Source organism: Nitrosospira sp. NpAV (genome assembly GCF_000832065.1).
GTDB lineage: Bacteria > Pseudomonadota > Gammaproteobacteria > Burkholderiales > Nitrosomonadaceae > Nitrosospira.
The window spans coordinates 56,014-80,774 of the sequence record NZ_JXQM01000013.1; the positions used below are offsets into that span (position 1 = coordinate 56,014).

General features: G+C 51.5%; 21 protein-coding genes. 11 read left to right on the forward strand and 10 right to left on the reverse strand.

Annotated features, from left to right (window positions below):
* Positions 1 to 232 precede the first annotated feature (232 nt).
* The 8 genes from SQ11_RS08820 (at position 233) to smbP (ending at position 7,739) form a co-directional block, all read left to right on the forward strand.
* The gene (locus tag SQ11_RS08820; protein WP_041513793.1) at positions 233 to 958 is read left to right on the forward strand and encodes a Crp/Fnr family transcriptional regulator; all 726 of its coding nucleotides are present in this window, start codon (positions 233 to 235) and stop codon (positions 956 to 958) included.
* A gap of 360 nt (positions 959 to 1,318) precedes the next feature.
* A complete protein-coding gene (locus SQ11_RS08825; protein ID WP_041513794.1) occupies positions 1,319 to 3,283 on the forward strand; it encodes an AsmA family protein in 1,965 nt (654 codons plus the stop codon).
* Between the two features lie 355 nt (positions 3,284 to 3,638).
* The gene (locus tag SQ11_RS08830; protein ID WP_041513795.1) at positions 3,639 to 3,824 is read left to right on the forward strand and encodes a hypothetical protein; all 186 of its coding nucleotides are present in this window, start codon (positions 3,639 to 3,641) and stop codon (positions 3,822 to 3,824) included.
* 119 nt (positions 3,825 to 3,943) lie between these two features.
* Complete coding sequence (locus SQ11_RS08835) at positions 3,944 to 4,813, forward strand: SDR family oxidoreductase (protein ID WP_041513796.1); 870 nt, start codon at positions 3,944 to 3,946, stop codon at positions 4,811 to 4,813.
* Positions 4,814 to 5,082: 269 nt separating this feature from the next.
* Complete coding sequence (locus SQ11_RS08840; RefSeq protein WP_041513797.1) at positions 5,083 to 5,586, forward strand: SRPBCC family protein; 504 nt, start codon at positions 5,083 to 5,085, stop codon at positions 5,584 to 5,586.
* Between the two features lie 17 nt (positions 5,587 to 5,603).
* Positions 5,604 to 6,077, forward strand: coding sequence for a PAS domain-containing protein (locus tag SQ11_RS08845; protein ID WP_041513798.1), 474 nt, complete (start codon positions 5,604 to 5,606; stop codon positions 6,075 to 6,077).
* 86 nt (positions 6,078 to 6,163) lie between these two features.
* Complete coding sequence (locus SQ11_RS08850; protein WP_041513799.1) at positions 6,164 to 7,198, forward strand: methyltransferase; 1,035 nt, start codon at positions 6,164 to 6,166, stop codon at positions 7,196 to 7,198.
* Positions 7,199 to 7,340: 142 nt separating this feature from the next.
* A complete protein-coding gene (gene smbP, locus SQ11_RS08855; protein WP_084226791.1) occupies positions 7,341 to 7,739 on the forward strand; it encodes a small metal-binding protein SmbP in 399 nt (132 codons plus the stop codon).
* Positions 7,740 to 7,754: 15 nt separating this feature from the next.
* Here smbP and ligD read toward each other — a convergent pair whose 3' ends face one another.
* Both ligD and SQ11_RS08865 read right to left on the reverse strand, forming a co-directional pair.
* A complete protein-coding gene (gene ligD / locus SQ11_RS08860; protein WP_041513801.1) occupies positions 7,755 to 10,298 on the reverse strand; it encodes a DNA ligase D in 2,544 nt (847 codons plus the stop codon).
* A 1-nt stretch (position 10,299) separates the two neighbouring features.
* Positions 10,300 to 11,217, reverse strand: coding sequence for a Ku protein (locus SQ11_RS08865; protein WP_041513802.1), 918 nt, complete (start codon positions 11,215 to 11,217; stop codon positions 10,300 to 10,302).
* Positions 11,218 to 11,684: 467 nt separating this feature from the next.
* On the opposite strand from SQ11_RS08865, the gene SQ11_RS08870 reads away from it, so the two are divergent.
* Entirely contained in the window at positions 11,685 to 11,921 is a 237-nt protein-coding gene (locus tag SQ11_RS08870) for a hypothetical protein (RefSeq protein ID WP_041513803.1), read from the forward strand.
* A 169-nt stretch (positions 11,922 to 12,090) separates the two neighbouring features.
* Entirely contained in the window at positions 12,091 to 12,252 is a 162-nt protein-coding gene (locus SQ11_RS18245) for a DUF2165 family protein (protein ID WP_084226792.1), read from the forward strand.
* Here the strand turns inward: SQ11_RS18245 and SQ11_RS08875 are convergent.
* From SQ11_RS08875 to SQ11_RS08910, 8 genes are all read right to left on the reverse strand, one after another.
* Entirely contained in the window at positions 12,249 to 13,004 is a 756-nt protein-coding gene (locus SQ11_RS08875; RefSeq protein WP_232297946.1) for an FkbM family methyltransferase, read from the reverse strand. The two genes, SQ11_RS18245 and SQ11_RS08875, sit on opposite strands and share 4 nt — an antisense overlap.
* A 634-nt stretch (positions 13,005 to 13,638) precedes the next feature.
* Positions 13,639 to 14,544 (reverse strand): rhamnan synthesis F family protein, encoded by a 906-nt coding sequence (locus tag SQ11_RS08880; protein ID WP_232297947.1) that lies wholly within the window; start codon positions 14,542 to 14,544, stop codon positions 13,639 to 13,641.
* A 56-nt stretch (positions 14,545 to 14,600) separates the two neighbouring features.
* Positions 14,601 to 15,566, reverse strand: a complete 966-nt coding sequence (locus SQ11_RS08885; RefSeq protein WP_232297948.1) for a glycosyltransferase family 2 protein — start codon at positions 15,564 to 15,566, stop codon at positions 14,601 to 14,603.
* 105 nt (positions 15,567 to 15,671) lie between these two features.
* Complete coding sequence (locus tag SQ11_RS08890; RefSeq protein ID WP_041513805.1) at positions 15,672 to 16,991, reverse strand: hypothetical protein; 1,320 nt, start codon at positions 16,989 to 16,991, stop codon at positions 15,672 to 15,674.
* Between the two features lie 162 nt (positions 16,992 to 17,153).
* The gene (gene bamC / locus SQ11_RS08895; protein WP_084226798.1) at positions 17,154 to 18,215 is read right to left on the reverse strand and encodes an outer membrane protein assembly factor BamC; all 1,062 of its coding nucleotides are present in this window, start codon (positions 18,213 to 18,215) and stop codon (positions 17,154 to 17,156) included.
* Positions 18,216 to 18,316: 101 nt separating this feature from the next.
* Positions 18,317 to 19,207 carry a 4-hydroxy-tetrahydrodipicolinate synthase gene (gene dapA / locus SQ11_RS08900; protein WP_041513806.1) on the reverse strand — a complete coding sequence of 297 codons (891 nt, stop codon included), beginning with the start codon at positions 19,205 to 19,207 and terminating at the stop codon, positions 18,317 to 18,319.
* A gap of 105 nt (positions 19,208 to 19,312) precedes the next feature.
* Complete coding sequence (clpB, locus tag SQ11_RS08905) at positions 19,313 to 21,922, reverse strand: ATP-dependent chaperone ClpB (RefSeq protein WP_041513807.1); 2,610 nt, start codon at positions 21,920 to 21,922, stop codon at positions 19,313 to 19,315.
* Between the two features lie 95 nt (positions 21,923 to 22,017).
* On the reverse strand, positions 22,018 to 23,499 hold the full coding sequence (locus SQ11_RS08910; protein ID WP_041513808.1) for an FMN-binding glutamate synthase family protein: 1,482 nt from the start codon (positions 23,497 to 23,499) through the stop codon (positions 22,018 to 22,020).
* Positions 23,500 to 23,572: 73 nt separating this feature from the next.
* Between SQ11_RS08910 and nadC the strand changes: the two genes are divergently transcribed.
* Positions 23,573 to 24,433, forward strand: a complete 861-nt coding sequence (gene nadC, locus SQ11_RS08915; protein ID WP_041513809.1) for a carboxylating nicotinate-nucleotide diphosphorylase — start codon at positions 23,573 to 23,575, stop codon at positions 24,431 to 24,433.
* Positions 24,434 to 24,761: the final 328 nt, after the last annotated feature.

Consider the following 24,761-nt stretch of genomic DNA (forward strand, 5'->3'; position numbering starts at 1 on the left):
CCCTACACAGCCTCTGCACGATACGTAAATGATGATAGGGGTTAGCTCATCCATAGTATGTACGCTATCGCACAAAATGGATGCTCGATAGGAGATAGTATGGCGGGGAAGTGCTATCATGATTCGTAGGGGAAGCGATCCGGCGGCAAAATAAGAATTCGGCATATGCCGAATCCCTTGATTCCCTTTTCCGGGCCGCACTTAATTTTGACAGTGTTCCGTAAGCTAGAGAATGCCCAGCTCCCGTCAATCTCACTCTGACCAGAATCAACTCCTTGCTGCACTGCCGGCGGCAGAACTGGCACGTTTGGCATCTCATCTGGAACTGGTTCATATGCCGCTGGGCGATGTTCTGTGTGAATCCGGCGGACGTCTTCATTATGTCTATTTTCCAACTTCGGCTATCGTCTCCCTTCATTACATCCTGGAAAATGGGTCATCTTCCGAGATCGCCGGAGTGGGCAACGAGGGCATGCTCGGCGTTTCACTTTTCATGGGCGGCGAAACCACACCCAGTTGGGCGACCGTGCAAACCGCAGGTTACGGCTACAGGATGAAAGCTGCGTTAATGTTGGAGGAATTCAACCATGCGAGGCCCATCCAGCGGCTGCTGCTGCGTTATACCCAGGCGCTGATGACGCAGATCTCCCAGACCGCGGTATGTAACCGTCATCACACGATCGAGCAGCAATTGTGCCGGTGGTTATTGTTGACGCTAGATCGTTTGGACTGCCGGGAATTGACCATGACGCAGGAATTGATTGCCAGCATGCTCGGTGTGCGGCGTGAAGGAATCACGGAGGCAGCCGGCAAATTGCAAAGCGCTGGACTGATTCGCTACCGCCGGGGCCATATCATGGTACTTGACCGGAGCGGGCTGGAAACACATGTTTGTGAATGCTACCATGTGGTAAAAAAAGAATTTGATCGACTATTCTGGGATGTGCGGAAATATTAGCGCTATTGCTCAATGTCATCATTCACGGTTATACGGCAATTTTTGGACCGGCCTGTTGAAATATCCAGGTAAGTCACGATTCTACTCTTCTCTCCCTTCAGCTCCCGCGGCACATCGTCACTGAATTGCTCCATCCGGCCTCCGGCCCCGGCGCCCCTTCCTTAATGACGCATCAATAATAACGAAGCATGCGACGCGCGCTTCATAAAATTTGCAATCAAAAAAGGAATGTGCGCTGACGTACCGACCGCATATGCCGGAAGAACTAGAATTCACCAGTAAATTCGCTGGAGAGGGTCAACGCTGTATTTATGTCAAATGACTTCTGCGGCATTCTTTGAATCATGAATTCCACGCGCAATGAGAGCTCGTTCCAGAAAAATATTGATTACCCTCGCCGCGATATTCACGATCGTTGTGATAGCGGTTGCGCTGTTCGACTGGAACATCTTGAAACCCTATGTGGAACGGCAAGTCACTCATAAAACCGGTCGCGAATTCATAATCAGGGGCAACCTCGACGTCAATTTGTCCCTCAACCCGAAAATCAGCGTTGAAGGACTCTCGCTTGCCAATGCCGATTGGGGTACCGGGCAGCCAATGCTCGCTACTGAGAGACTCTCATTCCGCATCAACCCGTGGAAACTGCTCTGGGGGGAGATTGTTCTGCCGGAATTATCGATATCGCGGCCAGAAATCCTCCTGGAAAAAAGTTTGGAGGGAAAGCGCAACTGGGTTCTGCAGAAAGAGGAGAAAGAAGCGGAATTACCAAAAATCGGCAGGCTCACCATTGATCAAGGTACGCTCATCTTTCGCGATCCGAAGACCGAGACCGACGTAACCGCAAGGATAGCGACTGATTCGACCTCAGCAGATGCGCGGGAAACACCCATCAATATACTGGCCGAGGGCAAATTCACAAGTTTGAAATTTAGCTCCCAAATCCATGGGGGAGAAGTGATGTCACTCATGGACAAGAACCGCGCCTATCCCATCAAGGGGAACGTCCAGATCGGAACCACGCATGCCGCGTTTGACGGCACGATTACCGGACTTCAAACATTGTCAGCAATGGATTTGAAATTGGAAGTGCGCGGCGACGATCTATCAGCACTTTATCCGATAACAGGAATTGTGGTTTTCCCCTCACCCCCATACCGAGTTTCAGGCAGACTTCAGCATCAAAAAACCGAGTGGTCTCTAAAAGGATTCACTGGAGATGTCGGCACGAGCGATCTGGGCGGAGACATTCTTTTTGATACCGGAGGCGAACGTCCGATGCTGCGCGGGGATGTCGTATCTCAGAGCCTCGACCTGGAAGATCTGAGAGGATTTATCGGAGCGAGAAAAGGTCCTCAACCGCAAGACAGTCCTGCGAAAAAAGAGAAGAAGAAAGCTTCGATAGCGGCCCAGCGCGACCGCCTCCTACCCGACCAGGAATTCAGGGTGGATCGACTGCGCGCAATGGATGCTGACATTAAGTTCACCGGCCAATCCATTCGTAACAAGGACCTGCCAGTAAAACAACTGGTCAGCCACACCCGCATCGAAAATGGTCTGATGGCGCTTGATACGGATTTCGTTGTGGCGGGAGGCAGCATCAATGCCGATGTCACGATAAATGCCCGCGGCGATCTCCCTGCAGGGGAAGCTCAGGTCGATTTCAAAAAACTGGAGTTGCCGAAATTGTTTCCCAAGAGCGAACTCACGCATGACAGCTCGGGCCTGATCGGTGGCAGGGCACGCATAAAAAGCCAGGGAAAATCCGTGGGCGCGCTTCTGGGGTCGGCGGATGGGCGCTTCGGATTGATCATGTCCGGAGGCCAGATCAGCAATATGATGCTGGAAATCATAGGACTGGACGGAGCTGAAATCCTCAGATTCCTGGTTACCGGTGATAAAAATGTGAAAGTGCGATGTGCCGTTGCCGATTTCGATATAAAAAAGGGCATGATGAAGAGTGAGGCCTTCGTCATCGACACCACAGATACCAATATCCTGGGGGAAGGCCAGATAAGTCTCGCCGACGAAACGATAAAAATGAAGATATCCCCCGAGCCTAAGGACTTCAGTATCGTGAGTCTGCGTACGCCTGTCCATATTTCCGGCACCTTCAAGGAACCCGTCATTTATCCGGACAAAATGCTGGCTATACGCGTCGGCGCGGCAGTACTGCTGGGTATTTTCGCCACGCCCCTTGCGTCATTGATTCCATTGATCGAAACCGGCCCGGGTGAGGATCACAATTGCAGGTCATTGATCGCCTCGGTGAAAAAGCCGCTTCCTGCTCAGAAGGAAAATCCTCAAACCGAAAAGAAGAAATAAAACCAGCAATCCGTCATGACGCAGGGTGAGGGGAAGACAGGTTGCGAGACGATTTTGCCATGAGGATAAATCTTGCTGGGTCCATGGACGTCTCGGCAAGCGGCGAATGACCGCAGTTCACTGATATGTGTGCCAGCGCACGGAATAATAACGGCAATTGATGGAGATTGATGATAAGCGGCTTTGCCACCATCATGGAAGCGGCGCGCGAATACTTGAGCCCGGATAATCCCTCAGGACGGGAGGTGATGGCCGTAAGCTGATCGGCAGCACCTGGGCAGGCTCGAAGCGCCGCCTGATGGATTATCCGGATTGATCGGACTGATCGGGAATTTCATATACAGGAGGCTGAATCATGCCAAGAGGCGACAAATCATCCTATACGGACAAACAAAAACGGCAGGCGGAACATATTGAAGAAGGATATGAGAAACGTGGCGTTCCCCAAAAAGAAGCGGAGCGGCGAGCTTGGGCAACGGAGAACAAAATATCCGGCGGCGGGAAGAAATCCGGCTCCGGCAGGGATTCAAAGAAGTCGTGATCTCTCTCATTAAAACGATGTTCACGCCTGAACACGGAACAAGATAACGTCTACATGCCCGGCCGAAGTACACCTGTGGCGGGAATAGCAGTGTATGAATCTTCATTAGCGAGGTAGCCATGGCGGAACGAAAGAAAAAAGAAAAGGAGGTCCCTAAACAACATCAGGCCCGGCAGCCAGGATTGGAAACCGAAATGACGCCCCCACCGGATTCTACCGTTGAAGATTACAAGGGCAGCGACAAACTGACCTCCAAGGTTGCAATCGTTACCGGGGGTGATAGCGGCATCGGCCGCGCCGTGGCGATCGCTTTTGCGAAAGAAGGTGCGGATATCGTCGTTACCTACCTGAATGAGCATGGAGATGCAAATAAGACAAAAAAAGAAATTGAACAATGCGGCAGACAATGTATTTTAATGAGTGGTGATGTCGGACAGGAAAACTTTTGCTTTGAAATTGTGGCGAAGGCGGTTGCAATTTTTGGGCATATCGAAATTGTTGTTAACAATGCCGCTGAGCAACACGTTCGCGAAAGTATTGCGGAGATCGATAGCGCGCAACTCGAGAAAACCTTCCGTACAAATATATTTTCAATGTTTTACATGGTAAAGGCGGCACTTCCCCATTTAAAGAAGGGTGCACGTATCATCAATACAACCTCGGTAACCGCATATAAGGGAAGCCCGCATCTGCTGGACTACTCGGCGACGAAGGGGGCCATCGTCGCCTTTACCCGATCATTGTCGCTCCAGCTAAGCGACCGGAAAATAAATGTAAATGCTGTCGCCCCCGGCCCGATATGGACACCACTGATACCCTCCACTTTTTCTCCCGGGAAAGTTGCCGATTTCGGCAAAAATGTCCCCATGAAAAGACCTGGACAGCCGGACGAAGTGGCTCCCTGCTATGTTTTCCTGGCTTCTCGGGATAGCTCATACATGTCGGGACAGGTATTGCATCCGAATGGCGGAAATGTCGTGAATGGTTAAGGAAAACGATAAGGAATTATGGCAAAGCCGCAAGTCTTGCGTTAATGGCCGGCATCATGGATGCCGCCCGCGTTGCTCGTTGTGCCACAAGTTCGGACAAATAGCCAAGCCCGGCAGGCTAAGATAAGCTATGCTTTATCCAAAAGATATTGATGACTCGCTGCTGTTTCGCTCGCGGCGATAAATCAGGCATAACCGGCAACACTCATATTTTATCTAAATTGAAGTCCGATCCTCAGCCCGCAGGCTAGCAAGCAGGAGCATGAAGCATGTTCAATTTAGGCGCCAAGGAACCTGTGATAGCCAAGGCGAGGACTTTAATCGAACGTCCTCCCGACGAGATATTCAGGTATCTGGGCGACGAATTCTTTGAAAATTATCCAAAATGGTCTCCCGAGGTCATCGAACTTGAACGAATCACCGATGGTCCCTTGAAACTGGGTACGATAGCAAGACAGGTGCGTATTGATCAGGGACGCCGCACAGAAACGAAATTTACCATAAACGTTTATGAGCGGAATAAACGTTTGGGCTTTGTCGGCGTTTCAGATCCTTTTCGTTGTACCTACGAGTTGCGGGAGATTAATTCCGGCAAATCGGCTGAGTTGATATTCACTTTTGAATTGAGCGAGATCCAGATGTTCATGCGTCCCTTCGAGAAGTTGATCCGCGTAGTGGTTCAGGAAGGCGCCGAACGCACGGTGAGAAATCTGAAACAGTTAACGGAAACCGGCAAACATGTAACGGCTTCACCCAATCCTTCCTCTCACTAAATATCCAGGAGAAAAAAATGGCCTTTGTAGTTGAAAAAGACCCCGGATTGATCCCGCAAATCTTGTCGCAGATCTTGGACAGCTCCATAAATGGCATCACGCTGGTGGACCCTGATCAGGAAGATATGCCCATCGTCTATGCGAACAGACAATTCGCGGTTATGACTGGATATTCCCAGGAGGAGATTCTCGGGCGCAACTGCCGCTTTCTCCAGGGAAAGGATCGGGAACAGGAAGCACGTCTCACCATGCAGCAGGCCATCAAAAATCACCTGCCTGTCGAAGTCACGATTCGCAACTATCGAAAGAATGGAGAGCTTTTTTTCAATCATCTGTCGCTCACTCCGCTTTTCGATGGCGAGGGAAGGCTTATTTATTATCTTGGCATTCAGTATGACGTAAACCGGAATAGAGAAATGATCTCGAAGTTCAAGTTGCAGCAAGAGGCCGATACCCGCCGATTTCTGTCCTCGTTGCTGCCAAGACCTTGATTTCAGTCCTGAACAAGGACAGAATCGGTGATATTAAACAGCCATTTGCCTACAAAATTAATCAATCATGGTAAAAGAGGACTTCTATGACTCCACAATCGCCTGTGAACATTCAAGGACCTCGATCCGATGACCGTGCCTTATGGGACGTAGCGTTCGCGGTTTATGGTTACCCGGCATTATTGATAGCCCACCGGTTGAAAGTCTTTCCGTTACTCGCGGATGGCGCGCGGACACTTACAGATATTTGCGAGATGCTGAGCCTGCAGCGACGCCCGGCCGAAGCAATTCTGACAGCGGCCACAGCATTGGGTTTTCTTTCCCTGCAAAATGGCCGTTATTCCCTTACCGCACGCTCGGAAGATTACCTCCTCGAAAAGAGTCCCAGCTATTTCGGTTTCTTCTGGGATATGATGATCGATAATGCACAGGTATTTTCCTATGCGAGCCTGGAACAGGCAGTACTCACAAACTCGCCTCAGGTCTATGGAGGCGGTGATATTTACAAGTCTCATGAAGAGCAGGCCGAGCTCGCGCGGAGATTCACCCGTGGAATGCATAGTATCAGCATGACATTGGCGGCTGCATGGCCCAGCACCCTGAAACTTGACAATCATCATATGATGCTCGACATCGGCGGGGGATCGGGCGCGCACTCGATCGGCGCCGCATTGAGATTACCGGATTTACAAGCGCTGGTTCTGGATTTGGGCCCGATATGCGAGGTAGCTCAGGAATTCATTGCCCGGCATGACTTGCAAGACCGCATTAGAACCCACGTTGCCGACATGTGGAATGATCCGTTTCCTGAAGCCGATCTCCATTTTTATTCCAACATCTACCATGACTGGCCGGCGGAGAGGGATCAGTTCCTCACCGAGAAAAGTTTCAAGAGTCTGCAAACCGGCGGACGTATAATCATCCATGACGTACTCTATAATGACGAGAAGACCGGCCCTTTCGCTCCTGCGGCGTATAGCATGCTCATGATGGGATGGACGGAAGGGACGTCATACTCGGGCCTCGAGTTATCGGATATGTTGAAGGCTGCGGGATTTGACGACATACAGGCCTACCCCGCTTTCGGGCATTACTCTATCGTTACCGGGATCAAGCCTTGAACTGCCTTATACTCTGTGAATTTACGTTGACGCACCGATTTAAATATTGTCTGCCGATCACTTGGGCGGCATGCGCCTCATGAAATTGAAACAGCCCAGGGAATCGAAGGTCTAATATTTATCTGTATCCAATCAATTCATCATGACTAACTCAGCAAAAGCTTCGGCGTATGGCATGACAATGGGTCTACTGCTCCTTACTGCAGGTGTCGCGCTGGTTCATGCGGAAGAAGACCATGGCAAGAAAGCCAAGGAACATTTGGAAGAAGCTATTAAAAGTGGAAAAGAGGGTAGCACGAAAGGTGTCCTTAGTCACAGCGAAGAAGCCAGAAAGGAGTTGATCGAGCAGAATAAAGATCATCCTTACACCCATCTTCAGAAGCCCATATATGGCGAGCATCAGAAGTCGGAACACGATAAGGAGGCCTTCGAGGAAATCGAAGAAGCTATTGAGGAAGCTAAAGAAGGACATACCCAGCAAGCTGTTGAAGCTGTGGAAAGAGCGTCCGCTCATTTACGTGAGAAAGAGCAATCCAAATAAAACTGGCATGGGATGTCACTCGTCTCGGCTGGATGTGCCCTTGCCAGGTTTGAATCCTAATGCTTTCATCGCTGGCAGTATGGACTGCTGGGTGGCGCCATAGTCTGCCCAAGGCTCGTTGCCTTTGTCGAGGCGCTCATGAATATTGGAAGCCGACCAGGGAGTGGGGCTCGTAAGCCGCTCCAGTTCTTCCCATGTCACGGGCACGGATACGCCTAAACCCTCGCGTGCACGAACTGACCAGGCGGATACGGTGGTTGCACCAAAACCGTTGCGTAAATAATCGATAAAGATCTTTCCAACCCGGTTACGCGATCCGCTTTTTGAGACGAAACGCTGCGGGATTGTCTTGGCAAGATGCTGAACGATCGCCTGAGAGAAATCTTTCACCGTATCCCAATCGCGCAGCCTCTTGATTGGAACGACAACATGTAAGCCCTTTCCCCCGCTGGTTTTGAGGAACGACTTCAATCCCAGCTCGTTGAGAAATATGCGGACAAGCTGAACTGATTCCTGGATAAGCTTCCACGTCACCCCTTCACCGGGATCGAGATCGAATGTTATCCGATCGGGTTTGCCGATGACATTCTTTGTGGCATTCCAGGTATGAAATTCGATTACGTTCATTTGAGCGGCTGACAGCAGGCCTTCAGCCGTTGAAATTTCAAGCAATGGCTCATGCCCCGGATCCAGCGCTGCATCGAGCTGATTGACCCCCGACAGATGCTCTTTCTCCCAATGTTTCTGAAAGAATAACTGACCCGTAATACCGTCCGGCGCACGCACCAGTGATACCGGTCTTCCTTTAAGATGCTCCAGCATTAAAGGGGCGACTAGCGAATAGTAGCGGATGAGTTCCATCTTGGTGAATCCAGTGGATGGATCGATTATGCGTTCGGGATGAGTGACTCGCAGGGAGGCTGGAATTGAAGTCATAATCGTGGGTTTTTCGGTAGTTGGATGAACCGGCTTTTCGCGCATAATGGCCATCGCTTTCTTATCGGTACGCAAACCATGAAAAACCGAGTGACGTATACGGCCATCCCGCGTCCATTCGCCGAACGAGACCTCCGCTACCAGCGTCGGCATAACCCAATGCGCCTTCCGATCGATATCGGTTGCTTCATTGAAAGGACTGCGTGTTGACTCGATTTTTTTTAACTTCGCCTTAAGTTCGTGAAGCGTCTTATCGCTGAAGCCTGTACCCACATTGCCGGCATATCGGAGTTTCTTGTCATCGTAAACGCCGAGCAAAAGCGAACCTAATCCAATGCGGGAGCCTTGTGGATGGGTATAGCCTCCGATCACAAATTCCTGCCGTTGACTACACTTAAGTTTTATCCAGTCGGAGGAACGTCGGGAGATATATGTCGAGGTTTTGCGTTTACCGATGACACCTTCCAATCCCATGCGGCATGCCGATGCAACGATATCTCCGGCTGGAGCATCAAAGGTTTCACTGAAGCGCACCGGGTCCGGCGGCGATTTTTCAAAGAATGTTTTCAGAAATGCACGGCGCTCCGTGACGGGGGCATTTCTCAAATCGTATCCATCATAAAAAAGGATATCGAACAGATAGTAGACGATACCCTGCGTGCGGGAACTATCGAAAGCGTTCTGCAACGCCTGAAAGTCAGGAATACCGTTTTCGCCGTGCACCACGATCTCCCCATCCAGCCACCCCGATTTCAGACCCATTTTGCCTAATGCTTCTACCAGGTCAGGCAGCTTATGAGACCAATCGTTACCGTTGCGCGTGAATAACTGGATGTTCCCACCTTCAATCCTGCAGAGTAGCCGGTAACCGTCAAACTTGATTTCATATACCCAATCGGCCGGATGAGCGGGAAGGCTATCCACAAGCGTGGCAAGCTGCGGGTCCAGGATAGGAGGGAGAGCGGCTTCAAGGGCTTTCTCGGGAAATTCTGGGGTTTTTTTTTGTTTTCTCCTTGCACTGGCCGCGGGCTTGGGGGTTTTTCTTTTCGGATGATGGGATTCAAGTCCCGCTACACTATCGGGCAACTCATCCACAACACTATACTCGTTTGATGGACGAACATATTCATCCTTCTCTTTGATAAGCAGCCACGGTTCCTGTTTTCTCTCTTCCGTATTTTTCATGCGAACCAGCGCCCATTGGCCCCTCAGTTTTTGCCCGCGCAATTCAAACTTTAGCTTGCCGTCGCGATAACCCTTGCGGGGGTCCTGAAGAGGAACCCAGGTTCCCTTGTCCCAAATAATAACCTTGCCCGCGCCATACTGTCCGGCCGGAATCTGGCCCTCGAAGCGATTGTATGAAATGGGATGATCCTCAACGTGGATTGCCATTCGTTTATCGTTCGAATCGAAGCTGGGTCCCTTGGGAATGGCCCAACTTTTCATTGTTCCATCGAGCTCCAGTCTAAAATCATAATGCAGCCGGCTTGCCCAATGTTTCTGCACGACAAACGACAACGCCGCTTCGTCCTCCTCGGCATTTTTAGCCATTTCGTCCGGTTCGGGCGTTACGGAAAAATTACGTTTTTCCCGATAGATTTTGAGCGAATCCCGCGGTGCCATATCACATCGCGCGGCGCTTGGGTGCCCCGCCGGTTCGGCTTGATACGTTGCGCGTATCTGCCTTCGCAGGCTTTCTGACCGACGTTGCGGCGTGATTATCGTCTTTGCCTCCGCCTTTCTTCAAACTGCGTTGGAGCAGTTCGGTAAGGTCGAGAATCTGCGCCCCGCCACTGGAGGTTTCCACCTGTTCAGGCTGAATCACGGACTGGATGTCACCCGTTTCCGCCTTTTGGTGCACAAGCTTCATGATCTCATCCTTGAAGGAATCCCGATATTCTTCGGGATTCCATGTCGAGCTCATATCGTTTACCAATTGTTCGGCCATTTTCAATTCTTTTTCTGTAATAGCGGATGCTTTCATCCCTTCAGCGGGAAGATCCAAATTTTCCCACCCGCGAATTTCATTACCCCAGCGCAGCAAATTCAACACCAGCACCGGACCTGATGGTATGAGCGCAGCCAGATGCTGTTTGGTTTGGATGACCACCCGGGCAATGCCAATACGTTGAGTCTTGCGAAGCGCTTCACGTAAAAGCGCATAGACTTTTGCGCCCTTATTGATCGGTACGACAAAATAGGGCCGCTCCAGGTACAGAAATGGGACATCCGTATGAGAGACAAATGTTTCGATCTCAATTGTTTGTGTGGCCTTTGGGTAAGCGGCCGATATCTCTTCCTGACTCAGAATGACATATTGACCCTCTTCATACTCAATTCCCTTGACGATGTTTTCCCTGCCCACCTCTTTGCCGGTTTTTTTATTAATGCGCTTATAACCCACCGGATCCATGCTGCGCTTGTCCAGCCAATCAAAATCAAGCCCTTCTTCCGACGTTGCGGAATGAAGCGCCACGGGTATATGCACCAGCCCGAAGCTGATAGCGCCTTTCCATAAGATTCGATTACTTGAGGCAGCCATGAGTTACGCCATTAAAAAATAATCCTGATTCAAGTAGTTGGACGGGATGAAGGGAGAGATTTTATGGGCGCGGGGCCAGGCACACGCCACGTAAATGTAATTCCATGTCGAATGAGTACGAATCATAGTCTCTGAACTGACAAACGAGCAGTCAACCGCCGGATTCAGAATAATGCAAAGCTACACTGTCCCCCATTCTGGAATGGGACTGGATAGTGAAACGTGCAAAATCTACCCGCCCATCGATGTGGACCCGGACATATTTTTCCCCACATTCTGTTTATTGTATGTGCGATTGCACACGGACCCTTTATTATGGGCATCAATCCGGCGATCAACTGTCGGCGGGAGATTATTCCGACTACTCAGCAAGTCATTGTGTCATTTATAAAAAAAATTAGCCGACCGCGAAGTTTTGCACGTCATCTTGAATAACAAACAGATTTCCATGAGAAAGGTAAATTGATATGGATTATTTTTCCCTCTTACAATGGCCCGCCATGGTGGTTAACATACTGTCGGTCTGGCTGCTGACATCTCAGTCCAAGGGTAAGCGCCATGCCGGATTCTTGCTTTCCCTCCTTAGCAACGTCTTATGGGTAATCTGGGGATGGCACGCGCAAGCCTTCGCCGTTCTTGGTCTTCAAGTTGCACTGGCCGCCCTTAATTTCCGCGGCGTGCGTAAAACCGAAAGTAATGCGTAAGCGCGTTCCATCAACTAGGTAGGCGTTAATAAATCTCCGTGAAGCGCTACTGACACACTCGGAAAGTCATATAGAGGCTGGTCTTTTCTAACGTGGAATGTTGGCTGAATAGAGAGAAGAAAGGCCGGATTTTCCATGGCCGAGTATTCATGAGAACCCAACCTGAATAATGGAAAAATCCCTGCTGATCCGGATAAGCAGGATTCTTATGATAGCCGGAATAGGATGTCCGTCGCTGATGGTCGCTGCTAATAACGCTCTGGACTATCAGTCGAACTTATTGTTCGTACAGCACGTGATGTCAGCTCAATTTATGGAACATTCGAGTTAAGCTCTTTCGAATATAAAGCAGGTTTCACCCCAATTTTTGGTAGTTTTGAACTTCACTTTGAAGCCCGCCTGTTCCAACAGCTTTACCGCCTCCTCCTGCTCTTCACTGGTCCCCAGTTCAATGATCACCGACCTGACATCCGGATTCTTGAGAGTATTTTCCGCGCCTTTTATAATAGGAATCTCGATGCCGTCGACATCTATCTTGATGTAGTTGGGACAGGGCAATCCCCATTTACCGCATAAATCATCCAGCGTTACACCGAGCATGCCCTGGATATGGCTAGCCGGTCGTTTCATGGTCTTCAGATCTTCTTTCCCAAACTGCGAACGGTTTCCGCCGGCAATAAATCTCGGAATATACAATTTGGAAAACCCGCTAACCCCTGATATGGCGACGCCATATGCGGTAATATTCTTCTCAAGTTTATTTAAATATACGTTCTTGTTGAGCAGATAATAATTGATGCACTGGGGCTCAAAGGCATATACCTGGATAGCATCCCCAAACTTCTTGGCGGGGTATAATGAGTATTGACCGATATTCGCGCCCAAATCAAAAAAAACCGAATTGGGTTCGAAGCTGTCCAGCCAATCCAGCGTATCCGGCTCCTTGATGGAATATGTTTTTGCTCGTTGAAGTGTCCGCATGTTATCCACCGCGATACGTATGGATTGACCTCTGACGTTTACTTGTGTGTAGCCGCCTTTCACACCATAAAGTGCCGCGAAAAATCCTGATAAAATGTTCATGAAGAATGAGCTCATGTTGGCAACCGTAGATTTGCTAGTGGAAAGGCGAATGAATGCCCGGAGAATTGGTTTATTCCTTCTAACCTAAATCCGGCAGTTGGACGGGATGGAATAAGCGGTTTTTCGGTGCAAGGCAAGCCGCAACGACGCGGAATAGTGCGACCGTGCAAGGGGGAGCAGCGCCTTTCGCAGGAAAGGGTGACCCCGAAGCAGGGTGCGGGCCTCCCGTGGTAGGAAAGCGTGGTCGCGGCATTCCCTACGCTGCCCGATTCCCGTTTCGCGGGGCCTCTGTGCCACGCTCCGGAGTGGCCCCATTCCAGGGCGTTGCGAACAACGCAGCCATGTGCTGTAAAAACCGTGCAATCCGCTCCGTAGCAAACTCAACATAAAGATGAAGGTAAAGTGAGGCACAAAATCTTTTTGGATCATAACACTAAATTGAAGAATAGGCGGTCGACTGCGGGGTTTAGGTGTAACCCAAATCTTTTCAGTCGATAGCAGCTAAAGCGATTCTTTTATACACGGCTGATTATGCTGATGATTCATTTGCACGAGGAGTCATTTCTCCAAAGAACCGGATACCGCTTTGTGATTGCCCTGTCAGCAGGGCCGGCAAGCGCCGAATCCCACCCTGTTAATGCGATATAGGCGAGACAATACAGTCCGATAGAATATCGGCAGTATAACTAGAGTTGCTATCCGCAAGCGCAGCCGCAACTTCTTCAATGCTTATGCCTCTCCTCGTCAAGATACTTTTTTTGAGAAACGGAAATTGAAACTCGGTAATAAGGGGCTTCCATAAATGAAAAGTCGTATCTACCTGGTTCTTCGGCCTTTCAAGATACTGCACTCGATCCAGGATGTCTTCCAGATTATAGAGAGCCGAGAGTTTGAATCGGTGACTGAGCAATCGGGAAAAGCCGACTTCATATCTCCTTATTATTGCCATCTTAAATTCTAAGACCTCAACCCGCTCGAAAAAACCGGCGAATTCCTCAGAGGCAACCACAGATTTTTTACAATAAAGAAAATACGATTGCAGATGCGGATGGAAGCGAAGGCAATCCGTCATTCCAACGATATCGGCATCTTTATCTTCCAATTTCGCGATTATATCTCTAATGCTGAAAAGCGGTCCCAGAACGCTGTCATTGGCTAAAAGAAGGGCACTGTGCGCACGATATTGGGGGTATTCCCGGAGCCCTGTTTTCCATCCATAAAAATCGTGCCCCTTATTCTCCCGGATTATTATCCTTACACAAAATTTCGACAGCTTCTTCAGATCCGCATCCGAAATAGTATCGCTTGAGCTAATGAATACGACATTGAATCCCGCCTGAACAAGCTCATTCAGGTAGTGAAACACATTTCTCCTGACCGTGCTTTCCTTATCGTAGCTGCAAAAGAAACATACAGGTTTAGCATAATCCGGCTTCAGGCTTCCCTTCCCGGAGTACTCAAGCCGGGGCTGCCTGGGCGTTTCATTTTTTATGAGAAAATCAAACGATAAAACGGACAGATATTTTAAATCTCTGATCATCGTTTTAAGACGCCAATAGGTGGATATCCTCATAAGCTTCTACAAGACGAGACGCATTAACGCAGCAAATCCTGGCGAAAACTCCTGAATCCTTTGGCATAGCGATGATAGCGCAGTGCGACCAGCTCGCGCAGCGCACCAGGTAGCCGGCGCCAGCGCGCGTCAGGCAGCGCGGCGACCGCACGCAAAAAATTGAGTGTTTCTTCAAGACGGCGAATATTATGTCCACTATCGGGAAAGCGGTCGCCAAATTCCCGCAAGCGCTTCAGCGCTTCTTCAAAGCGGAGAGCCTGCAGGCCATGAATGGCGGCACAGGTCATGCCGCGTCTCCTGCCACGGCGCGGTATGCCAATCTGATTTGCGCCGTGTTGACGATAGGCGATCAGCGGCGTTGGTAGTGCGGACAGCTGCGATGTGGCACCCATCAGCATTGCGATCCAGGCATCATGCACCCATATGTCAGGGATAGGCAGCAGGAGATCCCGATAACGGGAGCGAAAAGCCATCGTCGCGCCGGTTACCATGTAACGTTTGAGCAGTACCGAGAATGCGTCACCGGCATCGACCTGAGCCTGCTCTGGCCGGCGGAACCGCACTGCTTCCCATAGATGCAGTCCCAATGGATGCAAATCTTGGTCGACCACATCGGCATCGGTAAATACCACGCTCACCCCAGAATCAGTCGTGAAGCGCTCTTCAATAAGAGCCATTTTATTCGGATACCAGACGTCGTCCTGATCACAAAGAAAAATGATGTCGCCGCTGCAGGCACGCATGGCAACTTCGAAATTACGCGTCGAGCCAAGACGCTCCCTGTTCGTCAGCAACCTTACGGGAAAGGGCGCACGCCTGGTAAAATCCAGTACGATAGCTTTTGTCGAATCAACCGAGGCATCATCGGATATCACCAGCTCCTCTGGCAACCGGGTCTGGCGCACGATACTGTCGAGTTGCTCTGCGATGTAACGTTCACCGTTGTAAGTAGCTAAGGCAATAGACAGCGATAGCTGTGTATTCATCATCTCTTCGGCAGTTTATTAGCAGATTTCCTCTCTTGAATCTTGCTCCAAGAGCCATTACACCCCTGCTCATTGCGGAGCAACGGGCCTCCGGCCGCATCAGCAAAATCATCCAAAAGCGAGATTCACAGCGCGTTCGTCCGGATAAGGCTGGCCTTGGCTGGTCCGAGCCCGTCCTTGCTCCTCCAGCAACGCTACGTAGCGGGAAAGTACGTCCGCATCCCCCACATTGATCATTTCCTTCACGAAACGCTGGTGGTGCGCTTCAATATAAAAATTATCACAGCCGTGAGTCAGGAATCCTTCAATCTGCCGATAAACGTCATCCCGGCAGCGCAGTTCCGTCTCGGGCAGATATTCCGCCAGGGCGGAGCGGCCCGCATGCAGATAATCGCCCGCCAGTACCGGCTTCTTCGCCTTGACCGCTTCAAATACCACCGAGGTGGCCAGGTCAATGATCACGTCCGCCCAGTTCATGAGATGGATGGAATGAATGTCTCCAGCCACGCTCACGTTCGGCAGGCGCCGCAGCGAGGCATCCCTGGTCAGGGATTGCTGCCAGCCACCACGGGTATGCGGCTTGATGATCAGCTCCACCCCCGGAAAGCCGGCAACAACGCGCACCACTTCACCCACTTCTTCCCAGAAGGTGGAAAAGTTGCTCTTCCTCAGAAAGAGGACGACTTTGAGCCGGCTGCCGGAGCGCGTCAGCGGCGAAGGCGGCATCAGCGTGGCCAGCTTGGCGAGCCATTCGTCACAGTAGCGCGGCGACCCCAGCACGGCAAGCTTCTGGTTGTCCATGAAGGGCCGAAAACGCACGGAGCAGAGTTCATTCGGAACCACCACTTTATCGAATATCCCTGCATTGGCAAAGGTGGTGTCGGGCTCCAGGCGCAACTCACGCCGCCGGATCAACTGGCTTGCATGCGGGCTGTCTCCATGCGGCAGCGATACGGTGCCAAGCCCCATGGCGCGGGCCGTCGATAGCATGACCCCTACCCATTCCACGCAGATGGAGGAGTTTCTTTCGATCCAGTCAAATACCACCACGCCCTCATGCGCGTCCCCGAAGCTGCGGGCCAGCAGCCGTTGGGCGGTGCTGTGCCACACCGGTGCCCGCCGTCTGGCATCGTATGACTTCGCTATGGCCGCCATGATCGGGCCTATGAAAGGGCGACGCAAACTTCGGATCAGTATCAGCGTTTGCAAAAACCAGCGGGCAAATTCAATTGGCGGCAACAGGTCACTGATATAGGCCATACGCACGCCGTTGAGCTTGCGCAGAAATTCAATGCGGTAGTCATTACGGAACCGCGAGTTGCCTATTAGCACGATATCGCAGGTGTGACCCGAGTTGACCCACTTGTAGATCACCGGGGTAACATGATCAATGTCATTATAATGACGAAGAAAAAAAAGGGCTTTCATCCTATATCGGGTGGGTTGGACATGAGGCTGCGACGCGTGGTTCTTGGGATGCGGACCATGTTGCCGTGTAGACTCATGTCGGATTTTGGGAGTAAACGCTTTCGCGAAAAATATCCATGCCTGTTGGCAGACCATGCGGCACGCAATGAAATTTGCTCTCGGTCACTTCAACTGCTCATACAGCAGATTCAGTATCCGGCCCGCAATATCGGATTTCTCCGGTTCGCCATCCTTGTTAAGCACCTTGACTTCGCTGCCTGCTTCCGCCGCGCTAAGTTGGATGCGGTATTGATCCGGCTTGTCGGTTGCATCGTCGCGCCAGAAGAAAAGTTTCGAAAGCAAACCGCCGCCAGCAGCACGATTATCCACATCAGGATTGATATAGCGCACGAAATAAATACCTTGGGAACGATCACGATCTTCGACGGTAAAGCCGATGCGGTCCAGCGCTAATCCAACGCGGCGCCAGGAGCGGTCGAACGGCTCGTTCAGGGTAAGTATTCCTCCCTTTTCACGGTCAATACGTGCACGCTCCTGGGCGGTGCCGGAATTGGCCAATACTGTTCTGGCACGCTCTTCCTCAACGCCAAAGCGCATCATCAAGCGGGCGAGCATCTCGGCTTCCAGCTCCGGATCGGGGGGACGAGGCTGCCATACCGTGCGGACATTGCCCTCCATCACTTCGTCCATGCCACGATGGCTAATGTAAATTTCGGTGGTACCCCCTTCCCCCCGCTCTAGGCGAGTCCGGAATTTATCACGCTCGGCGGTCGAATATAAGGTATCCAGGATTTTGGAAAGGGCATTACGAATAAGATCTTCTGGGATCTTGGCGCGATTTTCCGCCCAGTCAGTTTCCATCACGCCAGCTTGGGGCATTTCCACCTTGATGATAAAACCCAATTCATGCCAAAACTCCTTTACGACCGGCCATATCGCCTCCGGTTCACCCTTCACCACCAGCCAGCGCTGGGTCCCCGAACGTTCCATGCGCACAACGCCCTCATCCGGAGCGGTGGGTAAAACAGAAGTTTCCCCGCCACTGGCAGGATGCTTGTTTTTACGCTCTTTGTTATACGCGGAAAAGGTTGCGCTTCCCGACGGATTGATATCGGGCACAACATAACGTTCATCCGTACCGGGCGCAGTCAAATCAGGCGGCACTTCCAATGGTGGAAGTTTACCTGCCGACTTGTAATTGATTTTTTTTGCTTCCGGCAGCATATGGCAGCCTGCCATCATTGCCACCAGGCATAGCGCAGCCGCTATCCTCCATCTTATGTGTAGCACTCAACTCCTCTGGATCGCAAATTCCGCCCACCCATCTATATGGCTACCCCAGCCTGATCCATCGCTTCCCGGACAATTGGATGATATTGATCCGACAATGGCGTCAAAGGCAGACGCAGACCAGAGCCTATCAACCCCATTTGGGCGACTGCCCACTTTACCGGGATCGGGTTGGCCTCAATGAACAAATCCTGGTGCAGCCTCAACAGCTTGGCGTTGGCGGCACGAGCCGCGGCAAGATCCCCCGCGAACGCCGCAATACATATTTCATGCATCAGTCTTGGCGCGACATTGGCGGTGACTGAAATCACGCCGTGGCTGCCCAATAACAGCAGTGCCAAGGCACTTGCATCGTCTCCGCTATAAACAAAAAAATCCCGCGGAGCCCTGCATAATAGATCGAAGCCACGCCCCATATCACCGGTTGCATCCTTGATGCCGATAATATTGGGAATCTCGGCAAGCCGCAGCACCGTATCATTGGCCAGATCCGCCACCGTCCTGCCAGGCACATTGTACAGAATCTGCGGAATATCCACCGCTTCCGCCACTGCCCGGAAGTGCTGATATAAACCTTCCTGGGTCGGTTTATTATAATAAGGAACTACAGATAAGCTCGCATCCGCGCCGGCATCTTTTGCGTAGACTGACAGATCAATAGCTTCCCGCGTGGAATTCGCACCCGTGCCGGCAATCACCGGCACGCGCCCGGCAGCGCGCTCTACCGCGGTGCTAATGAGCAGTCGATGTTCGTCAAAATCGACTGTTGGAGACTCGCCCGTCGTACCCACCACCACGATGCCGTCGGTTCCCTCCCCTACGTGATAATCAATCAGGGTGCGAAAATGCTCCAGATCCAGCCCGCCATCTTCGTGCATGGGTGTCACAATAGCGACCAGACTGCCTTTCATTACCACACTACGCATGACATCTATCCGGCAAAAAAACGGTATTTTACCTGAATCTTGCAACTCCCAAGAATATTCGCGATATCGCGCTGCGCATCGGGTAATGCCGGGATTCTCAGCGAATCATGTCTTCGAAAAAACCATTGAACCGTTTCTGCAATCCACAGTGATAGTGTCCTTGGCACCAAAGCGGCCTTCAAGTATCTCTTTCGCCAATGGATTTTCGATTTGCGCCTGAATTGCGCGCTTCAACGGCCGCGCCCCAAAAATCGGGTCGAAACCCGCTTGAGCGAGCTCTCCCAGAGCAGCATCGGTCACATTCAAAGTCATCTGGAGTTTTGTCAATCGCGCCTCCAGATATTGCAACTGTATTCGCGCAATGGATTGAATATGCTTCTCGTCCAGCGCGTGAAATACCACCACCTCATCGATGCGATTGATGAACTCGGGACGAAAATAAGCCTTCACCTCACCCATCACCGCAAGCTTGATGACTTGGTAATCATCGCCCGCCATTTGCTGGATCATTTGCGAACCGAGATTGGAAGTCATGACGACAACCGTATTCTTGAAATCCACCGTGCGGCCTTGACCGTCGGTCATGCGTCCATCATCGAGCACCTGCAGCAAAACGTTGAATACATCGGGATGCGCCTTTTCGACCTCATCCAGTAGAATCACGGAATAAGGTTTTCTGCGCACCGCTTCGGTGAGATAGCCTCCTTCCTCATAACCCACATACCCGGGGGGCGCTCCGATCAATCGGGCAACCGAATGCTTTTCCATGAATTCCGACATGTCGATGCGGATGAGATGATCCTCGGCATCAAATAGAAAACCAGCCAGCGCCTTGCACAACTCCGTTTTACCCACACCGGTGGGTCCAAGAAACAAAAATGAACCATAAGGCCGGTCGGGATCGGAAAGTCCAGCGCGTGAGCGGCGGATGGCATCGGACACCAGGCGGACCGCTTCATCCTGTCCGACCACTCTGTCGTGCAATTTCTGCTCCATGTGCAGAAGTTTTTCACGCTCACCCTGCATCATTTTGGAAACAGGAATACCCGTCGCGCGCGAAACCACTTCGGCGATTTCTTCCGCACCCACCTGAGTGCGAAGCAACTTCGGCTTGTTTTCCGCGCCGCTTTGCCCAGGCGTTTCGCCCTGGCGCTCCTGGTTGTTGAGTTGCGACTGCAATTGAGCCTCCAGCTGCGGAATACGCCCGTATTGGAGTTCCGAAACTTTCTGCCAGTCGCCTTTACGGGTGGCCGCCTCTATTTCCAGCTTGACCTTCTCCATCTCCTCTTTAATGTGCTGAGAACCTTGCACTTGCGATTTCTCAGCCTTCCAGACTTCTTCCAGATCGGCAACCTCACGCTCCAGTTTCGTTATCTCGTCTTCCAGTAAACTCAAACGCCTCTGTGAGGCCTCGTCTTTTTCCTTCCGGATCGCCTCGCGTTCGATCTTGAGCTGGATAAGCCGGCGATCGAGTCTGTCCATCGCCTCCGGCTTGGAATCGATTTCCATGCGAATACGCGCCGCCGCCTCATCGATTAAATCAATGGCCTTATCCGGCAGGAAACGGTCGGTGATATAACGATGAGACAATTCAGCAGCGGCAACGATGGCCGGATCAGTGATATCGACCCCATGATGCACCTCATATTTTTCCTGCAATCCGCGCAAGATGGCGATAGTTGCTTCCACTGTAGGTTCATCCACCAGCACTTTCTGGAAGCGCCGTTCCAGTGCGGCATCCTTTTCGACGTATTTACGATATTCGTCCAGGGTGGTGGCGCCTACGCAATGCAACTCGCCACGGGCCAGCGCGGGCTTGAGCATATTTCCCGCATCGATGGCGCCTTCCGCCTTGCCTGCGCCCACCATGGTATGAAGCTCATCAATAAACACAATAACGCTGCCTCCAGCCTGCGCAATCTCCTTCAAAACAGATTTCAAGCGTTCCTCAAATTCGCCACGGTACTTAGCTCCAGCCAATAATGCAGCCATATCGAGCGAAAGCACCCGCTTGTCCTTCAAAGTTTCCGGCACTTCACCATTGATAATGCGCTGCGCCAGGCCCTCAACAATGGCAGTCTTGCCCACGCCCGGCTCCCCAATCAGAACCGGATTATTCTTGGTGCGCCGCTGCAATACCTGAATGGTGCGGCGGATTTCATCATCACGCCCGATCACTGGATCGAGCTTACCCATGCGTGCGCGCTCGGTAAGATCAAGGGTGTATTTTTTCAAGGCCTCACGGCTGCCCTCGGCTTCCGCGCTGCCTACGTTCTCGCCTCCCCTCACTGCGCTGATAGCTTGTTCCAGCGCCGCCCGATTGGCGCCGTGCTGTCTCAATAGATTGCCCGTTTCACCTTTGTCCTGACACACAGCCAGCAAAAACATTTCTGATGCGACGAACTGATCACTCCGTTTTTGCGCCTCCTTGTCGGCAACATTGAGCAGATTGCCAAGCTCGCGTGAAGCATTGATTTCTCCGCCAGTTCCCTCCACCTTGGGTAAGCGTTCTATGGTCTTCTTCAATGCCTCACGCAGGGGTGGAACATTTGTGCCGGCCCGTTGCAAGAGCGAAGTCGTAGCGCCATCCTCCTGCTGCAAGAGCGCAAGCAACAGATGTTGGGGTTCAATATAAGGATTATCCTGGCCTACAGCGATGCTCTGCGCATCAGCCAGCGCCTGCTGGAATTTGGTGGTCAACTTGTCGAAACGCATGAGATTTCCCCGGTGAATTATGGATGACAGCTATATGTGGGATCTGACCACAATTTCAAGATAGTACAGTGGAGCAATCCCTGCTTTTTCCCGGTTCAATGCTGAGGTTCTTCCGGATAAGGATACAAAATGTTGAGTGCCACACTTTTACCTGCGGTTTCCACGATACGTACATGCTCCCGCTTCAATTGGCGGGCATGATGCAAGCCACAGGAGTAGGCGATCATATCGATTTCCTTATTCATGTTTCTGGCGTAATTGGCGACACGCAGGTATTTCTCCGCCACGACGAGGCCGCGCTGCAAACGCCTGTTATGGGTGGTAACACCGGTAGGGCAGGTATTGGTATGGCAGCGCATCGCCTGGATGCAGCCCAATGAGAACATGAAGCCGCGGGCGTTATTGATGAAATCCGCACCTGCGCATAACGCCCACGCCGCCCGCGCCGCAGTCACCAGCTTGCCGGCCGCGATCACACGTACGCGGTTTCTCAAGCCCGATTGCAGCAACGCATCCACCACTCGCGGTAATGCTTCGGCAATGGGCAGGCTCATGTGATCGAACAGGGTCTGGGGCGCGGCGCCACTGCCGCCTTCGCCACCATCGATGGAAAGAAAATCCGGAGCATACTCGAGACCCCGGCGATTTACCGCATCACATAATTCATTGATAAAGTGCCAACCGCCAATGGCGGCCTTTACGCCTACGGGACGCCCAGTGAGTTCGCGAATGTAGGCAATCTTGTCGAGTAGCTCATCCACGTTACTGATATCGATATGACGATTGGGGCTAATTGAATCATGGTGGGCGGGAATACCCCGGATAGTAGCGATTTCATCGGTTACCTTGACGCCCAGCAGCATCCCGCCCTTGCCGGGTTTTGCGCCCTGGGAAAGTTTTATTTCAAATGCCTTGACTACCCTCGCGAGTTCCTTCGCCCGTGCCGGCGAGAAACTGCCGTCGTGATTACGAATTCCATACTTGGCAGTACCGATTTGCATAACGATGTCGCACCCCCCTTCCAGATGATAAGGCGCGAGTCCGCCCTCCCCTGTATTCAGCCAGCATCCGGCCTCCGCCGCACCGAGCGACAGCGCGCGCACCGCGGGTGCCGAGATCGCGCCATAGCTCATACCGCTGATATTGATTATGGATTTCGCATGGAAAGGATGCTCGCAATAGGCATCCCCGATTGTGAGTGATGGGGTCGGCAGCCGTTCACGCTCCAGTACCGGAAAAGCGACGTTGACGAAAATGATCGAGCCAGGCTCGCGCAGATCGTTGGTGGAACCGAAACCGACGATACCGCCCTCGTTCTTTGCATTCTTGTATACCCACGTCCGGGTAGCGCGATTAAAAGGCATTTCATCCCGGTCTCCGGAAAAGAAGTACTGGCGGAAATATTCTCCTTGTTTCTCGAAGAGGAATCGCAGATGCCCGATGACCGGATAGTTACGCAGGATGGAATGCTTCTTCTGGGTTACATCCCAAATAAACCAGAATACGATAATCCCGATCAGGATCAAGCCAAGAATCGTGCCAAAACTGTAGGAAACTATCTTTAGTATCTCAGACATGAACTCTCCCCCATTGCTTCCGCTAAAATACTCCATTCCCGCAACCATAATAAGAAGGTTTCAGGATAATTTCATGGATCTGGAAACAGAAATCAAAAACAACGTCAACCAGGCGCTGATCGAAGACATCGGCACGGGCGATCTCACGGCGCTTCTGATTCCTGCCGGGGAAATTGCCACTGCCAGCGTTATCAGCCGTGAAAACGCGATATTGTGCGGGACAAAATGGTTCGAAGCATGTTTCCGGCACCTGGCTCCGGAAATCGAATTGTGCTGGTCGGCACAAGACGGCGTAGCAATTAACGCCGGACAAGAACTGTGTCAGATAACTGGGAATGCTCGCATACTACTCACGGCCGAGCGTCCTGCGCTGAATTTTCTGCAATTGCTGTCCGCGGTCGCAACACAAACGCGATATTACATGGAAGCGGTGTCCGGAACCGGAGCAAAAATCGTGGACACTCGCAAGACCTTGCCCGGATTGCGGCTGGCACAAAAATATGCGGTCAGATGCGGCGGCGGCACGAATCACCGTTTGGGTTTATATGACGGCATACTCATCAAGGAAAATCATATTATCGCGGCAGGCAGCATCGAGCGAGCCCTGCGTGAAGCGGAAAGAATAGCCCCCCCAGGACTATTTATTCAGATTGAAGTGGAAACGCTGGATGACTTGCGCAACGCTCTCGCTGCCGGGGCAAGAATGATTCTCCTGGATAATTTTGATCTCGACGAATTGCGCAAGGCGGTCGCATTGAACGCACAATTGGCTAGTAGAAAAGCGATACTGGAAGCGTCGGGAGGGATCACGCTGGAAAACGTTCGGGCTGTAGCAGAAACGGGGATGGATCGAATTTCGATCGGCAGCCTTACAAAGGATATCAATGCAGTGGATTTATCGATGCGATTTTCCACTGGTCTTGCAGGACAATAAAATAGACTGTTTCTTCTATCGACTGTTTAAGCAGGGCTGCAGTCTGGTACACTGCGATACCGATGAGAGGGAAACTCCACCATCGCCCTGCTGCTTACTCCAAATCGCCGCAGGGTTATCCCTCTTCCCGTTCATGGTTTATAATCCCAGCATCTCATTCGATATCGAGTCAATACCTCACCAATCAGCCTCACCGGATTAATAAAAGCTGGGGTCTAATCTGGAGATTCCGTAAAGTTCTCAGGGTACAGACCGAACATCCGCATTATCCCAAAGGAGGCCGGATGCATCTGAAAATAACGTTCGACATTATTGGAACAGGCACCTT

What these genes read in the sequence shown, in the direction of transcription:
- SQ11_RS08820 (WP_041513793.1), top strand. Translation starts at nt 233, where the DNA reads ATGCCCAGCTCCCGTCAATCTCACTCTGACCAGAATCAACTCCTTGCT.
- SQ11_RS08825 (WP_041513794.1), top strand. Translation starts at nt 1,319, where the DNA reads ATGAGAGCTCGTTCCAGAAAAATATTGATTACCCTCGCCGCGATATTC.
- SQ11_RS08830 (WP_041513795.1), top strand. Translation starts at nt 3,639, where the DNA reads ATGCCAAGAGGCGACAAATCATCCTATACGGACAAACAAAAACGGCAG.
- SQ11_RS08835 (WP_041513796.1), top strand. Translation starts at nt 3,944, where the DNA reads ATGGCGGAACGAAAGAAAAAAGAAAAGGAGGTCCCTAAACAACATCAG.
- SQ11_RS08840 (WP_041513797.1), top strand. Translation starts at nt 5,083, where the DNA reads ATGTTCAATTTAGGCGCCAAGGAACCTGTGATAGCCAAGGCGAGGACT.
- SQ11_RS08845 (WP_041513798.1), top strand. Translation starts at nt 5,604, where the DNA reads ATGGCCTTTGTAGTTGAAAAAGACCCCGGATTGATCCCGCAAATCTTG.
- SQ11_RS08850 (WP_041513799.1), top strand. Translation starts at nt 6,164, where the DNA reads ATGACTCCACAATCGCCTGTGAACATTCAAGGACCTCGATCCGATGAC.
- smbP (WP_084226791.1), top strand. Translation starts at nt 7,341, where the DNA reads ATGACTAACTCAGCAAAAGCTTCGGCGTATGGCATGACAATGGGTCTA.
- ligD (WP_041513801.1), bottom strand. Translation starts at nt 10,298, where the DNA reads ATGGCACCGCGGGATTCGCTCAAAATCTATCGGGAAAAACGTAATTTT.
- SQ11_RS08865 (WP_041513802.1), bottom strand. Translation starts at nt 11,217, where the DNA reads ATGGCTGCCTCAAGTAATCGAATCTTATGGAAAGGCGCTATCAGCTTC.
- SQ11_RS08870 (WP_041513803.1), top strand. Translation starts at nt 11,685, where the DNA reads ATGGATTATTTTTCCCTCTTACAATGGCCCGCCATGGTGGTTAACATA.
- SQ11_RS18245 (WP_084226792.1), top strand. Translation starts at nt 12,091, where the DNA reads ATGGAAAAATCCCTGCTGATCCGGATAAGCAGGATTCTTATGATAGCC.
- SQ11_RS08875 (WP_232297946.1), bottom strand. Translation starts at nt 13,004, where the DNA reads ATGAACATTTTATCAGGATTTTTCGCGGCACTTTATGGTGTGAAAGGC.
- SQ11_RS08880 (WP_232297947.1), bottom strand. Translation starts at nt 14,544, where the DNA reads ATGATCAGAGATTTAAAATATCTGTCCGTTTTATCGTTTGATTTTCTC.
- SQ11_RS08885 (WP_232297948.1), bottom strand. Translation starts at nt 15,566, where the DNA reads ATGATGAATACACAGCTATCGCTGTCTATTGCCTTAGCTACTTACAAC.
- SQ11_RS08890 (WP_041513805.1), bottom strand. Translation starts at nt 16,991, where the DNA reads ATGAAAGCCCTTTTTTTTCTTCGTCATTATAATGACATTGATCATGTT.
- bamC (WP_084226798.1), bottom strand. Translation starts at nt 18,215, where the DNA reads ATGCTGCCGGAAGCAAAAAAAATCAATTACAAGTCGGCAGGTAAACTT.
- dapA (WP_041513806.1), bottom strand. Translation starts at nt 19,207, where the DNA reads ATGCGTAGTGTGGTAATGAAAGGCAGTCTGGTCGCTATTGTGACACCC.
- clpB (WP_041513807.1), bottom strand. Translation starts at nt 21,922, where the DNA reads ATGCGTTTCGACAAGTTGACCACCAAATTCCAGCAGGCGCTGGCTGAT.
- SQ11_RS08910 (WP_041513808.1), bottom strand. Translation starts at nt 23,499, where the DNA reads ATGTCTGAGATACTAAAGATAGTTTCCTACAGTTTTGGCACGATTCTT.
- nadC (WP_041513809.1), top strand. Translation starts at nt 23,573, where the DNA reads ATGGATCTGGAAACAGAAATCAAAAACAACGTCAACCAGGCGCTGATC.